This is a genomic window from Deltaproteobacteria bacterium GWC2_55_46 (genome assembly GCA_001595385.3).
In the GTDB taxonomy this organism is placed as follows: domain Bacteria; phylum Desulfobacterota; class GWC2-55-46; order GWC2-55-46; family GWC2-55-46; genus UBA5799.
Map to the genome: position 1 here is coordinate 1,352,021 of LVEI03000001.1, position 17,183 is coordinate 1,369,203.

A 17,183-nucleotide genomic window follows, 5' to 3' on the forward strand; every position below is an offset into this window, starting at 1 on the left:
ACGCAGTCGAAGACGCAGTTCAAGGGGCCGAGAAAGCCGAACGCGGAGACCAGGAACAGGCCGACGTCAACCAGGACGAAGCCGGAGACCAGGGGCAGGACGAAATCCGGGAGTCAATACAGGACGGAGACACCGGGGAAGCCGGAGACCAGGGGCAAGACGAAATCCGGGAGTCAATACAGGACGGAGACACCGGGAAAGCCGGAGACCAGGGGCAGGACGAAATCCGGGAGTCAATACAGGACGGAGACACCGGGGAAGACGGAGAGGCCATCCAGGCCTCGGCCGAAGACTGCCATGAGAGCGGCTGGGACGAGGACGAGGCCGAAGAAGACTCAGGCACCGGCAGAGTCCCGCCTGGAGAGGCTTCAGAAGATAATAGCGACGGCGGGGATAACCTCCCGGAGGAAGGCGGAGGAGCTCATAACCCAGGGCCGGGTGACGGTAAACGGGAAGGAAATAACTGAGCTCGGCGCCAAGGCAGACCCGCTTCAGGACAGGATAGAGGTAGACGGCAAGAGGATATCGGTCAAGGGGCCGAAGGTATATATACTCCTTTACAAGCCCAAGGGCTACATAAGCTCGGTCTCCGACGAGCATGGCAGGCCTGTGGTCACCAACCTCGTCTCAAGGTTGCGCTTAAGGGTCTATCCGGTGGGCAGGCTCGACTATGACGCCGAGGGTGTGCTTCTGCTGACCAACGACGGCGACCTCTCGAACAGGCTCATACACCCCACATTCCAGGTCCCCAAGAAATACCTCGTCAAGGTAAAGGACGCCCCGGCAAGGGAGAAGCTCGACAAGCTCGAAAAGGGGATACGCCTCGAGGACGGCAAGACCCTTCCGGCAAAGGCCAAGTTCGTAAGGGCGACTCAGGAGAACTCGTGGATCGAGCTTACGGTCTTCGAGGGCAGGAACCACCTGGTGAAAAGGATGTGCATGGCCATAGGCCATCCGGTGCAGAAGCTCAAGAGGGTCGAGTTCGCAGGCTTAAGACTCGGCACGCTCAAGCCGGGCGAGTTCCGATTGCTCACCGAAGATGAAGTGGCTGAGCTTAAGGGGATGAAAGGGGAATAATTACTTTCCCCCTCACCCCGTGCTTCACCCCCTCTCACCATCGGGGAGAGGGGGTTTTAACCACGATGATGTGCTTATATGCGCCGCAAAGACCTACCCACGATCCTCACCAGATATTATGACTCTCTCTTCACCGCCTTCGGCCCTCAGGGCTGGTGGCCGGGGCAGACCCGCTTCGAGGTCATAATCGGGGCCATACTCACTCAGAACACCAACTGGACAAACGTAGAGAAGGCCATAAGGAACCTCCGCGACAAAAAATGTCTTACGCCTGAAAAGCTGATGGGCATGAAGCACGACGAGCTTGCCAGCCTCATAAGGCCCGCGGGGTACTTTAACATCAAGGCAAAAAGGTTAAGGAGCTTTCTCGACCACCTCTTCACCCGACACAAGGGAAGTCTCGACAGGCTCCTTAAGCAGGAGACTCAAAAGCTTCGTTCAGAGCTTCTTTCAATAAACGGCATCGGGCCTGAGACCGCCGATTCGATCCTCCTTTACGCCGGAGGCCACCCGGAGTTCGTTGTAGACGCCTACACCAAAAGGATGCTCTCAAGGCACGGGCTTATCAAGAGCGACGCCGGATACGATGAGGTAAAGGCCCTCTTTATGGAAAGCCTGCCCAGGGACATAAGGCTTTTTAATGAGTACCACGCGCTAATCGTAAAGACCGGTAAGGATTTTTGCAGGCCGAAGGAGCCGAGGTGCAAGGAATGCCCGCTTGGCATGCACCTGCCATGACGCCCCCTCACCCTCCTCTTGGCTTTTAAGCCCGCAAGTAGTAAAATCCCTCCCATGTCCAGGATAAAGATATTAGACAAATCCCTTGCCTCGAAGATAGCCGCCGGAGAGGTAGTCGAACGACCGGAATCAGTCCTTAAAGAGCTTCTCGAAAACTCCATCGATGCCGGCGCGACGAGCATATCCGTCACTGTGGCAGAAGGGGGAAAGCGCCTTATACGCGTTGTCGATAACGGCTCGGGCATCGCAAGGGAAGATGCCGGGCTTGCCTTCTTCCGCCACGCCACATCGAAGATATCTACCGAAGAAGACCTTGAAAAGATCATGACCATGGGCTTTCGCGGGGAGGCGCTGGCGAGCATCTCCGCCGTATCGCGCGTGACCATAAGGACAAGGCGCCCTGGCGAGGTCGAAGGGACCAGCGTCATCGTCGAGGGGGGAGGAGAGCCGGCAACAACCGGCGACGGCTGCCCGGAAGGCACGTCAGTTGAAGTAAAAGACCTTTTCTACAATACTCCCGCGAGGCTCAAGTTCCTGCGCGGGGCCGAGACCGAGTACGGAAGGATCCTCGAGACCTTCAAAAAAATAGCCCTTGTAAACCCGGATAAGCGCTTCAGGATAGTCCACGGCTCCGGCAAGGCCCTTGACGCGGCCCCCGGCACATCAAGGCAGAGGATAGCGGACCTCTTCGGCTCTGACATCGGTAAAAAACTTATAGAGATCGAGACCCCTGACCTTAAAGGTCTTACAGGCACGCATGAGCTAAGCTACCCTACAGCCAAATATCTCAATACATACGTCAACGGCCGGTGGGTCCGTGATAGGGCGATAAACCGTGCTATACTTGAAGGATATGGGCAGCTGCTCGCTGGAGGCAGATACCCCTTCGCGGTTATCGACTTGAGGGTCGCGCCGGATGATGTGGATGTCAATATCCATCCCGCCAAAAGCGAAGTCCGGTTCAGAAACCCAAATTACATCTTCGACCTGGTCAGGTACGCCGTCCGGGGCGCGCTTTCAAGGACGACCGCCCCCCCACAGGCGGCCTACCCCAAAGCGCCGGCAGGTCCAAATCATCTGCAGCCTTACATGGCCCTCAATGAGCCGGCCAGCGCCTACGGGGTCTGCGGGCGGCAGGAGGAGAAGGCAGGGCTTCTTTTCAAGGAAGAGGATATAATAGACGTTAAGAACCCGGAGTTCCTCGGCCTTGTGATAGTAGGCCAGCTCTGGGGCGAATTCATAGTGGCGCATACCCCCGGAGGCGGGGGCGAGGCATATCTGATAGACCAGCACGGCGCGGCAGAAAGATGCGCCTTCGAGAAGTTGAAAAAGATGTACGCCTCAGGAACGGTCCCGAGCCAGGCGCTTCTTCTGCCGGAGCGATTCGAGACGACGCCTGAGGAGAAGGAAGCGGTGCTTGGGGCCTCCCAATACCTCTCGGCTTTTGGCTTTGAGATAATGCCCTTCGGCCATTCGACAGGCTCAGGGGGCGAAACCTTTCTTATAAGAACAGCGCCCTGCCTCCTTTCCGGAAGGGCTTCCGCCGGGCTTATTAAAGACCTTGCGCAGGAGCTCTCAAGCTTCGGAGGAAGCTCACGGGTGGAAGAGAGGATCGACGGGGCGCTCATGAGGATAGCATGCCACAGCGTTATAAGGGGGCCGAGGCCTCTCGCGAAAGAAGAGGCGGCAGCCCTTTTAACAGATATGGCGAGGATAGACTTCTCCGGCCATTGCCCTCACGGCAGGCCCGTAGTAAAAAGGATACCGAGGGGCGAGATAGAGGCGATATTCGGAAGGTAACGTGGAGGGTGACGCCATGATCTCCCGCCGGAGCTTCCTAGGGGGCGGGCTCATCTTGAGCGGCGCTTTCGCGCTCGAAGGCTTTGTCCTCGAACCCAAGGATATCGAGGTACAGGAGGTCCTCGTAAAGATAAAAGACCTCCCCCCTGCCTTCCGCGGCTTCACCATCTGCCAGCTCACAGACATACACCACGGCCCCCTGGTAGGGCTCGACTTCCTGGAAAGGGTCGTGGCAAAGGCGAATAGCCTTAAAGCGGACCTCGCGGTCTTAACCGGCGACTTTATAGACCGCGAAAAAAGCTATATGCGCCCGGCCATGGAGGCTCTCTCCAGGCTCAAAGCGCGCCTCGGCACGCTTGCGGCGCTGGGCAACCATGACAACTTCATAGGCCGGGACTTTAGCGCACGCGTCATCTCGTCCCACTCTATCCAACTCCTCCAGAACAGCCACGTGATGATAGAATCAGGCGGAGACTCCCTCTGTATAGCCGGGGTCAGGGACTATCTCGAGGACAGGCCTGAGGCCGCCAGGGCCCTAAACGGCGTTGCGCCCTCGGTGCCGCGGATACTCCTTTCCCATCACCCGGACTATGCGGAGTTTTTGCCTCAGGATGTTCGGGTAGACCTGGTCCTTTCCGGGCATACCCACGGCGGGCAGGTCCGCCTCCCCTTCTCCTTCGCCCCTATAGTCCCGTCGGATTTCGGGCAAAAGTACTCCGGCGGCCTGGTCCGTAACGGCGATACCCAGGTCTACGTCTCAAGGGGGGTAGGCGTGGTCCTTATACCCGTAAGGTTCAACTGCCCGCCGGAGATAACTCTCATCCGCCTCGTAGCATAACGCCCCTTGAAGTTGTATAATCCCTTTTACGATGGAAAGAACAAAGATCGTCATAATAGCCGGGCCAACGGCCTCGGGTAAAACGGAACTCGCCGCTACACTGGCAACTCTCTTTGACGGCGAGGTCATAAGCGCCGATTCGATGCAGGTCTACAGATCCATGGATATCGGCACCGCGAAGCCATCAAAAGAAGAGCTGGGCGACGTCCCTCACCATCTCATCGACATCGTCGGCCCCCGGGAGGAATATACGGCGGCAAGGTTCAAAAAAGATGCCGCTGACAAGATAAGCGAGATACGCTCAAGGGGCAGGAACGTATTCATGGCAGGAGGCACGGGGCTCTATATAAAGGCCCTTACCCAGGGGCTCTTTGAGGGGCCTGAGGCCGACTGGGACCTTAGAAGGGGGCTACTTGAGATCGCTGGCTCAAAGGGCAGGGCGGCCATCCATGAGATGCTGAAGGAGGTAGACCCCGAGAGCGCGGCAAAGATACACCCCAATAACCTGCACAGGGTGGTAAGGGCCCTTGAGGTCTATGAGCTCTCCAAAAAGCCCATATCCGGTCTTCAGAAAGAGCATTCCTTCTCATCCTCACCTTACGAGACCCTCAAGATAGGCCTTGCGAAGGAGAGGACGGAGCTCTACTCCGACATAGACCACAGGGTCGACAGGATGATAGCGGCCGGGCTTCTGGATGAGACAAAAAAGCTGCTTGCCATGGGATACCGTTCTGACTTGAAGCCGATGCGCGGTTTGGGTTATAAAGAAATGACAGGTTTCATAAATGGCGAATACGCCTTCGACGAGGCGGTCCGCCTTTTGAAGAGGAACACCAGACACTACGCAAAAAGGCAGTTGACCTGGTTTAAGGGCGACCATGAAATAAGATGGTTTAACCCTGCTGATAAAACGGGTATAATAACGATTGTAAGGGAATTCCTCGATTGAAAAAACATCTCAAAATACTCTTTATCGCGCTTGTCCTTATCATCCCCTCTCTGGTGAATGGGGCCGATATCGAGGTAGTGCCATCTGAGGGCACCGCCTTGAAATCGGACGATATAGCCGATGTAAAGCGCAGGGCCATCGACCACGCCCTCAAAAACGCGGTCTCGGACGCCGCGAAGGCCATTCTTACGAAAGAGTCGCTTTCAGCCAACGACCCTGTGATGCAGGCCCTGACCTCTGAGGCGAGGCGCTTTGTCCTTAACTACAAGATACGCTCGGAAGGCTGGGTCAACCACATGGACATGCTCCCTTCCGGCGCCATGCCGGAAGGTGTAACGGCTGCGGGGGGGGTGGAGCTCTACCACATATGGGTGGACGCCTCTGTAGATAACGGCGCGCTAAGGCAGGCTATAGGCAAGTACCTCTCGGTGGAAAGCTTCTCGGCCCCGCTCGTCATAAACATCATGGACGTAAGGGACTATACGGTCTTCAAAGGTCTTCTCGCCTCTTTGCGGAAGATAACCGTCATAAAAGACATCTCGTACAATTCGTTCTCTAACGGCAGGATAACACTTCTCGCGAGGGCGAGCGGAGAACCCTCTACCCTTGCCGGCAGGATCGCCAGAGAGCTGCCTCAGGACTTCACGGTAACGGAAGGCGCGGGACAGATAATCATTAGGCCGTCCGAGGGGCTTGCAACAGAATGAGAAGACTCATATTCGCGATAATCATCGCCGTTACGCTTTCAGGCTGCGGACCCGCGGTCAAACATATCGTATCCCCGGAATATGAGCAGACGAGGCCGACGAAGGTGGTCGTCCTGCCCCTCATCTGGGAGCTGGAGGCCGCGAAAGAGGCCGACGATATAAGCTATCTCTTCAGGAGGATGACCGCGGAAAAGCTCAACCTCCTTAACTATCAGACCGTCCCTCTTGAGGACGTGGAGAAGGCTGGCAAGGGCTCCGGGGACTGGTTTACCGGCAAGGCCCCGCACGAGGTAGCCGCTCTCTTCGGAGCGGACTCGGTCCTCTTCATACGCATGAAGGACTGGGACAAGCACAGCCTGCCTCCATATGCCTCGCTTGAGATAAGGGCCTCCTTCGAGCTGCGCTCAGCCAACGGCAGCCTTCTCTGGCAGGCCGAGTACTCGAGCAGCGAGGCTGACCTTAATATCGACAGCGCCCCCATGCACCTGGCCCTGTACAAGGCATACGAGCCGAGGGTGCAGAGGTTCGTTGACGCTATCTTCACTACCCTGCCGGCCGGGCAGGCACGGGAACAATCCAGGAAGACATATTTCAAATGGCTGCCGTAAAGACCAATCTTAACAGTTAAGGAACCTCTGATTTATTTGCGCCTTGTTGTCCTTCTGAGCGAAGCGAAGAATCTCGCATGTAGCCATCGGCAAATTACCGGCAGGCTGTTGAAAAACAGCCTGCTAAAGGCAATCCAGCGTACTGTTCTTGTATGCAGCAGTAACGACGAAGACAACGATGCAGATGGAACCTTTCAACAGCCGTAAGCGGAAAATGAAGAACATCCCGAACATCCTTACAGTCTTCAGGATAGTCCTCGTCCCTGTCTTCCTCTATTTCGTCATCGACGAACGCCTATACTCGGCAGCGGCGGTCTTTATCGTCGCCGGTGTGACCGATGCGGTCGACGGCTTTCTCGCCCGCAGGTTCGATATCCGCACTGAGTTCGGCGCCAACATGGACCCGTTCGCCGACAAGTTCCTCCTTGTGAGCGCCTTTATAGCGCTGACCGCCAAAGGGCTCATCCCGCTCTGGCTTACTATTCCGGTGATCCTCAAGGATTCATTTCTCCTCTCAGGCGTGCTGGCGTTGCGGAGCGCCGGGAGGAAGGTGGTCATCTCACCAAGCGTTTTCGGCAAATCAACGACCCTGCTCCAGATAATCACCGTCGTCTATGCCATGCTGCTTGGCAACGGCCCGGAGTTCACCGCCCTCGCGGCGACCACAGCCGCGATTACCTTGTATACCTGGATAGATTACGCGAGAAGGGAGATCAGGATACAGACTGGGAAGAAGTGATATGAAAAAACAAAAGGCGGGTCTTTGACCCGCCTTTTGTTTTTTCGTTTACTGCCTGCCTTTAACTGGTCGCTAAATCGCCTCAGGCAGTCCGCCCAGCTCCGAGAGCTTAAAGACAGGGCCGCACTGGCATACGTAGACGCTATTTATCTGGCAGTGGCCGCATTTTCCTACCCCGCATTTCATACGCCTCTCAAGGGACATGTAGATATCTTCCGCGCCCAACCCCAAAGCCTTGAGGCTTAATATGACGAACCTGTACATCACCGGCGGCCCGATGATGACCCCGAGCGTCTCCTTCTCCTTTATCGAGACCTTCGGTATGAGGGTCGTGACGACCCCGGTGTTGCCCTTCCACCTCGCTTCTGCCTTATCTACCGTAAGCTGGACGTCGAGGCCGCGCCTTCTCCAGTTGTCCATCTCCTCGGTAAAGAGCATCTCCTCCGGAGTCCTTGCGCCGTAGATAAGAGTAAGCCTCCCGAACCGTTCGCGCTCCGCCAGAACGGCCTTCACGAGCGAGCGCATGGGCACGATGCCTATGCCGCCTGCCACGAAGACGATATCCCGGCCTTCCATCTCGTTAGTGGCGAAGCCCCTGCCGAACGGCCCTCTAAGCCACATCCTGTCGCCCTTCCTCAGCTTGTGCAGGGCGTTCGTAAGGTTCCCCACCGCCCTTACGCAGAGCTCTATCCTTGTATCACCCGGCGCGGAGGTGATCGAAATAGGCGCCTCTCCGTAGCCGGGCAGCCCTACCATGAAGAACTGCCCCGGCCTGTAGGCAAGCAGCGCTTCGCTCGACGGGACTACCGCAAAGAACCTCTCCTTCTCGCTCAAGCGCATGGAGCGCTCTACCATGCCGAGGAACGGGAGGTACGGAGAGTCCATCTCTCTCGCAAATTCCTTCAGACTATCGTCTGTGACTTTCGCGTATAAGCTCATTAGTTACATCCACTATGTTTATTTTTACAAGGCAGGTCCTTGAGCACCTGCCGCACCCGACGCAGAAGAGCGAATCGAAGGTGCCGGCCAGGTACCTGAACTTCCTGTTGAACCTGTGCCTGAGCCTCTCTGCCCGGCTCTTCCTGAAGTTGTGCTCTCCGGCCACCTTGGCGAAGTCCTCCAGGGTGCAACCGTCCCACGTCCTTACCCTTTCGCCCTCGACCAGGTTCGGCCTGACCTCGTCCTTTACGTCAAAGCAGTAGCAGGTCGGGCAGACGTTGTTGCACGCGCCGCAGCCGTAGCAGATGGCCCCGATCTTCTCCCAGACCGGGCTTTCATCGCTTTTGGCGTATATCGCCGGGAGGTCTTCAGGCGCGCCGTTTATCTTTGCCTTGAAGGCCCGCTCCCTTTGCGCCCCCCTCTCCTCAAGCTCCTTCAGCTCGCGTACCGTCGGCTCACGCGAGTCGGCGAGCCTTGAAAGAAGCTCCGCGCCCCTGTCGGTAGATGTCCTTACGAGGAATCCCCTGGATATCCTGTGGAGGAATATATCGAAGCCATCCTCGACCTTGTCGGTGCCGAGGCTTGAACAGAAGCAGTACTCGTCAGGCACGCAGTCGGTGCCGACGACTATCGTCTGCTCGCGCCTGGCGAGGTAATTGGGGTCAGAAACGCCATGCGAGAAGACCCTGTCCATGAGCCCCATCCCCTTGATATCGCAGGGGTGAAGGCCGATGAGCACTTGCTTTTCCGCCTCTATTACCGGTACATGGGTCGAGGTGCGCATGTTGAACTTGAGGAGCACCTCGCGCTGCGGGAAGAGGAACTCCTTGGCTGAAAGGTGGGTCGGGGTCTCCGAAAGTTTCAGGTCATCGACCTCAAAAATCTCCGCGAAGGCCGGGAAGCCATCCTTTTCAACGGTGCCGTAGACCTTATGCTCCCTTAAGAGCCCCTTTATGAGGGACCTGTACGCCCTATCGGGTAAATATTTGAATTTGTGGGTCTTTTTCATAATTAAAATTATATCAAGGTGAAAAAACCCTGTCTATACCTGAATCAATATTTTTAAATTTTTTCCAGCTTACGTTGAGAGTACTTTTTTGATCGTTAATACTTGACAAAATTGATAAGGTATATTAGATTGTACATATTGGTATTTCACCGTCTATTATATCAAGAAGTTCGAGGTTTGATTTGAGGCTTTCCACAAAAGGACAATACGCGGTGCGGGCGATGGTCAATCTGGCCTGCCACTCCGGCGAAAGACCGGTGACCTTAAAGGGTATTTCGGCTGAGGAAGGGATATCTTTATCCTATCTTGAACAGCTCTTCGTGAAGCTCAGGAAAGGCAGGATAGTCAAAAGCGTCCGGGGGCCTGGCGGAGGGTACGTGCTGGCAAAAGACGCGTCCCTCATAAGCGTGGGCGAGATAATAGCCGTGGTAGAAGAACCGCTTAACCCTGTGGCCTGCCTTGACGAAGATTCCGCCGGGTGCGACAGGGCCACGCGCTGCACCACCCAGCGTGTATGGAAGTGTCTTGCGGAAAAGATCGCCGAGTTTCTAAACTCGGTTTCCATAGATGACCTGAGCAGGGAGGCCAACGCCTTAAAGAACGGCCAGCCGCGCGTGAACGCGGACCTCTGCGGCTTAACTGAATAATAACGGAGGCTTGAAGAAATTGAAGAGGATCTACTTCGACCACAACGCGACTACCCCTGTGCTTGATGAGGTATTCGATGCCATGGTGCCGTTCCTGAAAGAGCAGTGGGGCAACCCGTCCTCGATACACTGGGCTGGAAGGGGCACGAAGAAGGCTTTGGAGGATGCCAGAGAAAAGGTATGCGCCCTCCTTAACTGCGCCCCCCTTGAGCTCATATTCACAGGCTCCGGCACGGAGGGCGACAATCACGCCATTAAAGGGCTTGCCTGGGCCAAGAAGGACAAGGGCAACCACATAATAACCACCAAGGTAGAGCACCCGGCGGTGCTCAACACCTGCAAGCACCTCCAGAAGGAGGGCTTTGAGGTGACCTGTCTCGACGTTGACAAGTACGGGCTTATAAGCCTCGACGAGCTCAAGGCCGCCATAACGCCCAAGACCATACTTATAACGGTCATGTTCGCTAACAACGAAACCGGCGTCCTCTTCCCCATAAAGGAGATAGGCGCGATAGCGAAAGAAAAGGGCATCGCCTTCCATACCGATGCCGTGCAGGCGGCTGGAAAGATAAAGATAGACGTGCAGGACCTGAACGTCGACCTCCTCACCATCTCCGGCCACAAGCTCTACGGCCCCAAGGGAGTGGGGGCGCTTTACGTGAAGCGTGGCACCAGGCTCGTGCCCCTCATCCACGGCGGCCACCACGAGAGGAACAGGAGGGGCGGCACCGAGAACGTGGCCGGCATAATCGGCATGGGCAAGGCCGCCGAGGTGGCGCTCCGCGATATGGACAGGGAGATAGCGCACCTTACCGTCCTTCGTGACAGGCTTGAGAAGGGCATGGCCGAGCGTGTCCCGCACATAATGGTGAACGGGGCGCCAGACAAGAGGCTCGCTAACACGGCGAACATCTCCTTCGAGTTCGTCGAGGGCGAATCGCTCCTTCTGAACCTTGACATGAAGGGCATAGCGGCCTCAAGCGGCTCTGCCTGCACCTCAGGAAGCCTTGAGCCTTCCCATGTGCTTGTCTCAATGGGACTAAGCCACGAGCTTTCACACGGCTCCGTGAGGTTCAGCCTCGGCAAATCCAATACGGCCGAGGAGATAGACTACCTTTTAGAGATAATGCCGCCCATAGTGGAGCGGATGAGGTCCATGTCCCCGCTATATGCCGGGGCGGCGAAGTAGCGGATTTGACAACAATTCCAAAGTCGGATATATAATAAAGAAAAGTGTTTTTTTACCAATCAACAGCCAATAGGAGAGGGATATGTATAGCGAAAAAGTGATGGACCACTTCTCAAACCCCAGGAACGTGGGCGAGGTCGAGGACGCGAACGGCACCGGCACGGTAGGGAACCCTGCCTGCGGAGATATAATGAAGCTCAGCATAAAGGTCGAGAACGACGTGATTCAAGAGGTAAAGTTCAAGACCTTCGGCTGCGGCGCGGCCATAGCCACAAGCTCTATGATAACCGAGCTTGTAAAGGGCAAGGGCCTTGTCGAGGCGGAGCAGATATCGAACAACACGGTAGCGGAGGCCCTCGACGGGTTGCCGCCCGTCAAGATGCACTGCTCGAACCTTGCCGCAGACGCCCTCCACGCGGCGATCGAGGACTATAAGAAGAAACAGACAGAACCGGCAAGGTAAACCGGCAGACAGATTGGAAAACAAAGCCCCCGAGGGTGATCTCGGGGGCTTTGTTTATCTCGAACCTCTCTGGCATGTTAAATCCAGGTACGCTGCTACTTCATCGCGGACCAGAAGCCGAGTATCTTGATCCAGTTGCCCTCCTTTTTTATATCCCTGAACCCCGCCTGCTCAAGATACGCGCCGATATTGCCCCGCACCTGTTCTATGGTGTTCGGCCATAGTTTAAGGGGCCATGCGATTATCCACCATAAGGGTGTCACCGGCCTGTCTATATCTACCAGTAAAAGGCGCCCATTGGGCTTAAGCACCCGCCTTACCTCGGCAAGGCCCCTGATCTTGACATCCGGCGGAAGGTGATGGAGCATCAGGCTTGAAAGGGCGATGTCAAAGCTATTGTCGTCGAAAGGCAGATCTTCCATGGCCGCGACCCTGAACTCTGCCCTGCTCTTCTCCCTTCCCGCGCTTATCCTTGCCTCCCCTATCATGGCCGGGGCAGGGTCGATGCCTGCCGCGCTCCCGTCAGGTCCGGCTTTTTGAGCCGCCATCCTTGTAAGTACCCCTGTGCCGCAGCCCACGTCCAGCACCTTATGCCCGGGCCTTATATCAGCAAGCTCCACCGTCTTTTCCCTGAAGACCCTGCCAAGGCCAATTAGCGGGCAGTACCAGTCGTAGAAGGGGGCAACCCAGTTGAGCGCCATGCCCCTGGTTGGCGCGGGAGGCTCCTTTGAGAGCGAGCGCACCCTGATAACGCCGTAGGCGATGATCACAGGGCAGACTATAAGTAAAGAGACGAGGATAGATGAGAGGATAGAGAAACCCAGGGCGAGAAAGGCCAAGACCGCCGCCAGGAGCATGAGCGGCGGGCAGAGCCAGAAGAGCCTTTGCATATCAGCTTACCTCTATCTTCAACGCCTTCAAGGTCGCCGAGTTGGCCACGACGGAAAGTGAGCTTAAGGCCATGGCGGCGGCGGCGATGATAGGGTTAAGAAAGCCGAGGGCCGCTATCGGGATGCCTATCGAGTTATAGATGAAGGCCCAGAAGAGGTTCTGCTTTATCTTCCTCATCGTAGCCCTTGAGAGCTTTATACCGGCAAAGACATCCCTTACGTCGTCCTTGACGAGGATTATACCCCCGGTCTCCTTTGCCACGTCAGAGCCGCTGCCGATGGCTATGCCGATATCGGCCTGGGCCAGGGCCGGGGCGTCGTTTATGCCGTCGCCGACCATTGCCACAACCTTGCCCTCGGACTGAAGCCTCTTTACCACCCCGACCTTCTCGCCCGGAAGCACATTGGCTATGACCTTATCTATCCCGGCCTGTCCGGCCACCGAGCGCGCCGTCCTTTCGTTATCGCCGGTAAGCATTATGACCTCAACGCCCTCCCTCTTAAGGGCGCTTACGGCGGCTATCGAGCTCTCCTTCAGGGTGTCCGCAACGGCCACTATCCCCATTACCGTGGCGCCCCTCGCAAGGAGCATCGCTGTCTTGCCCTGTTCCTCAAGCGCCTTCATGCTATCCTCAACCCCGGCTATATCGACCCCATTCGCCTCCATGAGCCTCCTGTTGCCGAAAAAGACAGTATCGCCCCTGAAGGCCACCTTTACCCCGTACCCGGGGACAGCCTCGAAGGAATCCGCGTCCGGGACCACTGCCTTATCCATCGCTGCGGCCCTTACTACAGCCTCGCCCAACGGGTGCTCCGAGCCCTTCTCTGCCATGGCGGCGTACATGAGGACGGTCTCAGTACTGGAATCGAACGGCACGATATCGGTTACTGAAGGCTCGCCCCGGGTGAGGGTCCCGGTCTTGTCAAAGACAATAGTAGTGAGCTTCTGCGCCCTCTCCAGGTACTCGCCGCCTCTTATGAGAATGCCGGCCTCGGCCCCTTTTCCGACCCCGACCATGAGGGCAGCGGGGGTCGCTATGCCGAGGGCGCATGGGCATGCTATGATCAACACAGCTATAAAAGCCAATAACCCCTGCGGGAAATTACCAGTCGCCCACCACCCGAAGAAAGATAGAAAGGCCACTGTAACAACAAAAACGACGAAATAGCCGGAGACCTTGTCTGCTATCCTCTGTATGGGGGCTGATGAGGCCTGCGCCTCCTCGACCATTTTGATTATCTGGCTGATTGTGGTCTCTGCGCCGACCCTTACGGCCTTGAACTTGAGCATGCCCACCTTGTTCATGGTGGCGCCTATGACGCTGTCCCCCGGTTTCTTATCGACCGGCATGGACTCGCCGCTTATCATCTTCTCATCCACTGCGGAAGAGCCCTCCATTACAAGACCGTCAGCCGGTATCTTCTCGCCTGGCCTCACTACCACAATTTCACCGACCTGGACCATCTCAGCGGGTATCTCCATCTCCTGAGCGTCCCTTATGACCCTCGCCACCTGCGGCTTCAAGTCAAGTAGCTTCCTTACTGCCGCCGAGGACTTCTTCTTTATTATCTCCTCCATGTACTTTCCGAGGAGGACAAAGGCGATGATAACCGCCGACACCTCGAAGTAGACGTCCCTCTCCTCGACCTTGACAGGCAATATGTCAGGGGCGAATATGACTATTACGGAATAGAAGTACGCTACCGTCGTGCCCAGGGCTATGAGGAAATCCATGTTTATCATCCTGTTCCTCACGGCGTTATAGGCACCCTTGTAAAAGCTCCACCCGCCGATGAACTGTACGGGGGTTACAAGTATGAAGAGCCAGACGCCCCATGTGAACCAGGGGAGCTGCGGTATCGGCGCCCAGGTGAGTATGGTCGCGCCGGCGGCGAGGCCAAGGAAAAAGGCGGCGCGGAGGATGGCAAGGACGAGGACCCCTGCCAGGGCGATAGAGACCCGCCTCTTCATCTTCTTAAGCTCTTCTTCAGGAGACTCGAAGGTCCTTAGGCACCCGTCGCTGCAGAAGTAGAAGGTCCTTCCGCCAAGCTCCTTCTTTAAAGATTTTCCCTTATCGACCACCATGCCGCAGATAGGGTCCTTCGCGGTATCGCTGGCGCCTGGGGCCGCCTCTTCCATCCCGGTCTTCATGCCGGAGGGCTTGCCTGCCCCGAGGTAGCTCGAAGGGTCTCTATCGAATTTTTCTTTGCACTTGAGAGAGCAGAAATAGACCGTCTCGCCCTTGTGCTCGCTCTTTCCAGCAGACATCGACGGGTCTACTTCCATCCCGCATACCGGGTCTTTTGGCATTTGCCTCTCCTTCCCTAAGCTCTTCCCCATCCTTAAAGGCTCTTCCTTACGCCTCCCTTAAGGTCGAACCTGAAGACCCTTTCAGGGACCCCGGCCACGTCCTTTATTACAAGCTCGACGTAATCAGAGCCAGCGAGGTCTGCGCCCCTGAACTCGATGGTTGCCTCCCTGTGGTGGCCTGAACCCTTGGAAGAGACAAGCCCTGCCGCATGCTCGCCGCCAGTTTGGTCACGGAGCGCTACTATATCCTCGAACCTGTACCGGTCGAGCTCAACGGAGTGGGTATCGAGCACCACATTGAAGACAGGGGAGGCATTGCCGGGGTTATTATATGTCACCTTTGCCGTGACCCCGGCTGCCTCTGCTTCCATGGCAAGGGCCGCGCTCTCCCGCATCTGCCCCTTCTCTTCCATCTGGCCACCCATATGCTCTTTCATGTGCTCCATCATCTGCCCGTCCATCTGGGCAAAAGCGGCCTGAGGAAGAAGAGCTGCTGCGACGGCAGATAAGATAATACGGTACATAATGCGCCTCCATTCGATTTTTTTAACGCTTATTCATGAGCATGTCCTTTGCTACAAAGAAGACGGCGGTAAGCGCGCCAGCAAGAAAAAGGCCCACGCCAGGGGCAGCTATCACCGTTACCGAGGCCTCTGCCATCTCCGGGCCAAGGGACGGGGTCCTGTAGCCCATCGCTATCCAGGCCAGCGGATAGATGAGGCCGCCGAGCCCTGCCATCGTGGAGGCGGCTATCTTTATCCAGCCACTGGCTGAGGTGAAAGCAAGGATAAAGGAAATAATAATAGCCCCAAGGCCGAGCCCCATCGCATGCAGATGGCCCCTGGTAAGGCGGGTATGGGTAAGCTCCGTCAAAGCGTCATTATGCCCTCCGCCGTGGCCATGGGCCTCCTGTGTAGAGACCGGCATAGCCTCTTTTTTCACGTGCATGTGCTCCGCACCGTTGTTGTGCGTGCGCCTTACTGCGGATTCTATCTGGTTTTCAGCGTTATGGCTGGCCTCTTGCTCGTGCAGCGGGACGACGGTTAAGCTGGCGGCCTCAAGGCTTGCATGCAAACGCTCGTGGCCGAGCACGAGCCAGAAAGCCCAGCCTATGCCGAAAAGGATCCCAAGCAGTCCTATCAATATCCCGGGCCTTACAGGCCGTATGGAGTTCATCATCTTGCCTCTTTATTCTCCCCTTGTTTACCTTGATGCAAATCCTCTTTCAAACCTTCCGCGTTGCAGTCGGGCTGCTGGCATGGCTCCCCGGCCTCTTCCTTGACCATAGACCCTTCAGCATGCCCGTCCCTGTCATGGCCCCCCGGCATGCCGTGGTGGCCGCCCCAGACCAAGGCCCCTATAAGCATAAGCCCCATCATGATCACCATTACTGTTCCCATTTTAAGATCATGCTCCTTTTAAGCCTTGCAGGCTTTTTAGCAGCCATGATGATCATCGCCTCCTTTCTCCTCCTTGCTCGCCTTACCCTCTTTTTCCTCTTTCTTCCCGTGAGAATGCCCGCCACCGCAGCAACCCCCTCCGCCACGGTGCATGAGGAACATGAAGACCACGATGATAATGATGAATATTATCGTATTTACGTCCATATCAACTCTCTCTCTTTTACTTTTTTGCCGCTATCTTCGGTATGAACATAGGGACCTCCTCCCTGTACCTCCTGTACGCCTCTCCGAAACCTCTTTCCATCTCCTCCTCCTCATTTTTAGCGAGCCTGTAATAGGCGAAGAGGAGGACAGGCCACATGACGGCTGTTATGATAGTGGGCCATTGCACAAGAAGCCCTATGGTCACAAGGAAAAGCCCTGAGTACTGGGGATGGCGGACACGGCTGTAAAGGCCTGTAGTGACCAGCTCTCCCTTAGCTCCGTGCACCTGCCTCCATCCGGAGGCCATCACAAGGAAACCGGCTATCATGAGGCCGTTACTTACCAGGTGTATGAGCATGAGCATCGTTTGGCCGCCGCCGAGCAATGTGGCCCAGAGATGTCCGCTCTCGTGGGAAAAGGGATTAAGCGACGGGTACTTCGCCCCCAGTACGGCCGTAAGGATATAGATCGTCAGGGGAAAGCCGTACATCTCGGTAAAGAGGGCGATTATGAAGGCGGTCGCCACCCCCATCGACCTCCATTCCCTCCTCTTTACTGGCGCGAGGAAGCTAAGGATAAAGAAGAGAAAGAAGAGGACGTTTACGATGACGAGCGACCAGAAGCCGTATCCGTAAGAGAAGCCGTCTCCGTGCATCGCCTACCTCTTGCGCG

The 17,183-nt window shown here is 56.4% G+C and carries 19 protein-coding genes; 11 read left to right on the forward strand and 8 right to left on the reverse strand.

What is annotated here, in order from left to right; translation table 11 throughout:
- The first annotated feature begins 297 nt into the window (after window positions 1-297).
- The 8 genes from A2V21_306345 to A2V21_306380 all read left to right on the forward strand — a co-directional run bounded on the left by A2V21_306345 (window position 298) and on the right by A2V21_306380 (window position 7,456).
- A complete protein-coding gene (locus A2V21_306345; GenBank protein ID OIJ73918.1) occupies window positions 298-1,077 on the forward strand; it encodes a pseudouridine synthase in 780 nt (259 codons plus the stop codon).
- 78 nt (window positions 1,078-1,155) lie between these two features.
- Window positions 1,156-1,815, forward strand: coding sequence for an endonuclease (locus A2V21_306350; GenBank protein ID OIJ73919.1), 660 nt, complete (start codon window positions 1,156-1,158; stop codon window positions 1,813-1,815).
- A 54-nt stretch (window positions 1,816-1,869) separates the two neighbouring features.
- Window positions 1,870-3,615: a hypothetical protein gene (locus tag A2V21_306355; GenBank protein OIJ73920.1), complete on the forward strand. Its 1,746-nt coding sequence runs from the start codon at window positions 1,870-1,872 to the stop codon at window positions 3,613-3,615.
- A gap of 16 nt (window positions 3,616-3,631) precedes the next feature.
- Window positions 3,632-4,453, forward strand: coding sequence for a hypothetical protein (locus A2V21_306360; GenBank protein ID OIJ75080.1), 822 nt, complete (start codon window positions 3,632-3,634; stop codon window positions 4,451-4,453).
- Between the two features lie 31 nt (window positions 4,454-4,484).
- Window positions 4,485-5,402: a tRNA (adenosine(37)-N6)-dimethylallyltransferase MiaA gene (locus tag A2V21_306365; GenBank protein OIJ73921.1), complete on the forward strand. Its 918-nt coding sequence runs from the start codon at window positions 4,485-4,487 to the stop codon at window positions 5,400-5,402.
- Window positions 5,399-6,109, forward strand: a complete 711-nt coding sequence (locus tag A2V21_306370; GenBank protein ID OIJ73922.1) for a hypothetical protein — start codon at window positions 5,399-5,401, stop codon at window positions 6,107-6,109. Before A2V21_306365 ends, A2V21_306370 begins: the two co-directional genes overlap by 4 nt.
- Window positions 6,106-6,717 (forward strand): hypothetical protein, encoded by a 612-nt coding sequence (locus A2V21_306375; protein OIJ73923.1) that lies wholly within the window; start codon window positions 6,106-6,108, stop codon window positions 6,715-6,717. The genes A2V21_306370 and A2V21_306375 overlap by 4 nt, the downstream gene beginning before the upstream one ends.
- Window positions 6,718-6,931: 214 nt before the next feature.
- Window positions 6,932-7,456 (forward strand): hypothetical protein, encoded by a 525-nt coding sequence (locus A2V21_306380; GenBank protein ID OIJ73924.1) that lies wholly within the window; start codon window positions 6,932-6,934, stop codon window positions 7,454-7,456.
- Window positions 7,457-7,528: 72 nt separating this feature from the next.
- Here the strand turns inward: A2V21_306380 and A2V21_306385 are convergent, their stop codons facing one another.
- Window positions 7,529-8,341 (reverse strand): hypothetical protein, encoded by an 813-nt coding sequence (locus A2V21_306385; protein ID OIJ73925.1) that lies wholly within the window; start codon window positions 8,339-8,341, stop codon window positions 7,529-7,531.
- A gap of 22 nt (window positions 8,342-8,363) precedes the next feature.
- Window positions 8,364-9,350 carry a hypothetical protein gene (locus tag A2V21_306390; protein ID OIJ75081.1) on the reverse strand — a complete coding sequence of 329 codons (987 nt, stop codon included), beginning with the start codon at window positions 9,348-9,350 and terminating at the stop codon, window positions 8,364-8,366.
- Between the two features lie 236 nt (window positions 9,351-9,586).
- On the opposite strand from A2V21_306390, the gene A2V21_306395 reads away from it, so the two are divergent.
- The 3 genes from A2V21_306395 (at window position 9,587) to A2V21_306405 (ending at window position 11,703) form a co-directional block, all read left to right on the forward strand.
- The gene (locus A2V21_306395) at window positions 9,587-10,051 is read left to right on the forward strand and encodes a transcriptional regulator (GenBank protein OIJ73926.1); all 465 of its coding nucleotides are present in this window, start codon (window positions 9,587-9,589) and stop codon (window positions 10,049-10,051) included.
- A gap of 19 nt (window positions 10,052-10,070) precedes the next feature.
- Window positions 10,071-11,240, forward strand: coding sequence for a cysteine desulfurase NifS (locus A2V21_306400; protein ID OIJ73927.1), 1,170 nt, complete (start codon window positions 10,071-10,073; stop codon window positions 11,238-11,240).
- Window positions 11,241-11,322: 82 nt separating this feature from the next.
- Window positions 11,323-11,703, forward strand: coding sequence for a Fe-S cluster assembly scaffold protein NifU (locus A2V21_306405; GenBank protein OIJ73928.1), 381 nt, complete (start codon window positions 11,323-11,325; stop codon window positions 11,701-11,703).
- Window positions 11,704-11,798: 95 nt separating this feature from the next.
- Here the strand turns inward: A2V21_306405 and A2V21_306410 are convergent, their stop codons facing one another.
- The 6 genes from A2V21_306410 to A2V21_306435 all read right to left on the reverse strand — a co-directional run bounded on the left by A2V21_306410 (window position 11,799) and on the right by A2V21_306435 (window position 17,166).
- Window positions 11,799-12,404, reverse strand: a complete 606-nt coding sequence (locus A2V21_306410; GenBank protein ID OIJ75082.1) for an SAM-dependent methyltransferase — start codon at window positions 12,402-12,404, stop codon at window positions 11,799-11,801.
- 190 nt (window positions 12,405-12,594) lie between these two features.
- The gene (locus tag A2V21_306415) at window positions 12,595-14,904 is read right to left on the reverse strand and encodes a copper-translocating P-type ATPase (GenBank protein ID OIJ75083.1); all 2,310 of its coding nucleotides are present in this window, start codon (window positions 14,902-14,904) and stop codon (window positions 12,595-12,597) included.
- Window positions 14,905-14,936: 32 nt separating this feature from the next.
- On the reverse strand, window positions 14,937-15,428 hold the full coding sequence (locus tag A2V21_306420; protein OIJ73929.1) for a hypothetical protein: 492 nt from the start codon (window positions 15,426-15,428) through the stop codon (window positions 14,937-14,939).
- Window positions 15,429-15,450: 22 nt separating this feature from the next.
- Window positions 15,451-16,080 carry a hypothetical protein gene (locus tag A2V21_306425; protein OIJ73930.1) on the reverse strand — a complete coding sequence of 210 codons (630 nt, stop codon included), beginning with the start codon at window positions 16,078-16,080 and terminating at the stop codon, window positions 15,451-15,453.
- Window positions 16,080-16,304: a hypothetical protein gene (locus A2V21_306430; GenBank protein OIJ73931.1), complete on the reverse strand. Its 225-nt coding sequence runs from the start codon at window positions 16,302-16,304 to the stop codon at window positions 16,080-16,082. The genes A2V21_306425 and A2V21_306430 overlap by 1 nt, the downstream gene beginning before the upstream one ends.
- Before the next feature lie 223 nt (window positions 16,305-16,527).
- The gene (locus A2V21_306435) at window positions 16,528-17,166 is read right to left on the reverse strand and encodes an isoprenylcysteine carboxyl methyltransferase (GenBank protein ID OIJ73932.1); all 639 of its coding nucleotides are present in this window, start codon (window positions 17,164-17,166) and stop codon (window positions 16,528-16,530) included.
- Between the last annotated feature and the right edge of the window lie 17 nt (window positions 17,167-17,183).

Excerpts from the sequence above, each read along its gene's own strand:
- A2V21_306405 (OIJ73928.1), top strand. The coding sequence starts at position 11,323 with ATGTATAGCGAAAAAGTGATGGACCACTTCTCAAACCCCAGGAACGTG.
- A2V21_306350 (OIJ73919.1), top strand. The coding sequence starts at position 1,156 with ATGCGCCGCAAAGACCTACCCACGATCCTCACCAGATATTATGACTCT.
- A2V21_306430 (OIJ73931.1), bottom strand. The coding sequence starts at position 16,304 with ATGGGAACAGTAATGGTGATCATGATGGGGCTTATGCTTATAGGGGCC.
- A2V21_306385 (OIJ73925.1), bottom strand. The coding sequence starts at position 8,341 with ATGGACTCTCCGTACCTCCCGTTCCTCGGCATGGTAGAGCGCTCCATG.
- A2V21_306365 (OIJ73921.1), top strand. The coding sequence starts at position 4,485 with ATGGAAAGAACAAAGATCGTCATAATAGCCGGGCCAACGGCCTCGGGT.
- A2V21_306360 (OIJ75080.1), top strand. The coding sequence starts at position 3,632 with ATGATCTCCCGCCGGAGCTTCCTAGGGGGCGGGCTCATCTTGAGCGGC.
- A2V21_306410 (OIJ75082.1), bottom strand. The coding sequence starts at position 12,404 with ATGGCGCTCAACTGGGTTGCCCCCTTCTACGACTGGTACTGCCCGCTA.
- A2V21_306425 (OIJ73930.1), bottom strand. The coding sequence starts at position 16,080 with ATGAACTCCATACGGCCTGTAAGGCCCGGGATATTGATAGGACTGCTT.
- A2V21_306345 (OIJ73918.1), top strand. The coding sequence starts at position 298 with ATGAGAGCGGCTGGGACGAGGACGAGGCCGAAGAAGACTCAGGCACCG.
- A2V21_306375 (OIJ73923.1), top strand. The coding sequence starts at position 6,106 with ATGAGAAGACTCATATTCGCGATAATCATCGCCGTTACGCTTTCAGGC.
- A2V21_306435 (OIJ73932.1), bottom strand. The coding sequence starts at position 17,166 with ATGCACGGAGACGGCTTCTCTTACGGATACGGCTTCTGGTCGCTCGTC.
- A2V21_306420 (OIJ73929.1), bottom strand. The coding sequence starts at position 15,428 with ATGTACCGTATTATCTTATCTGCCGTCGCAGCAGCTCTTCTTCCTCAG.
- A2V21_306355 (OIJ73920.1), top strand. The coding sequence starts at position 1,870 with ATGTCCAGGATAAAGATATTAGACAAATCCCTTGCCTCGAAGATAGCC.
- A2V21_306380 (OIJ73924.1), top strand. The coding sequence starts at position 6,932 with ATGAAGAACATCCCGAACATCCTTACAGTCTTCAGGATAGTCCTCGTC.
- A2V21_306415 (OIJ75083.1), bottom strand. The coding sequence starts at position 14,904 with ATGCCAAAAGACCCGGTATGCGGGATGGAAGTAGACCCGTCGATGTCT.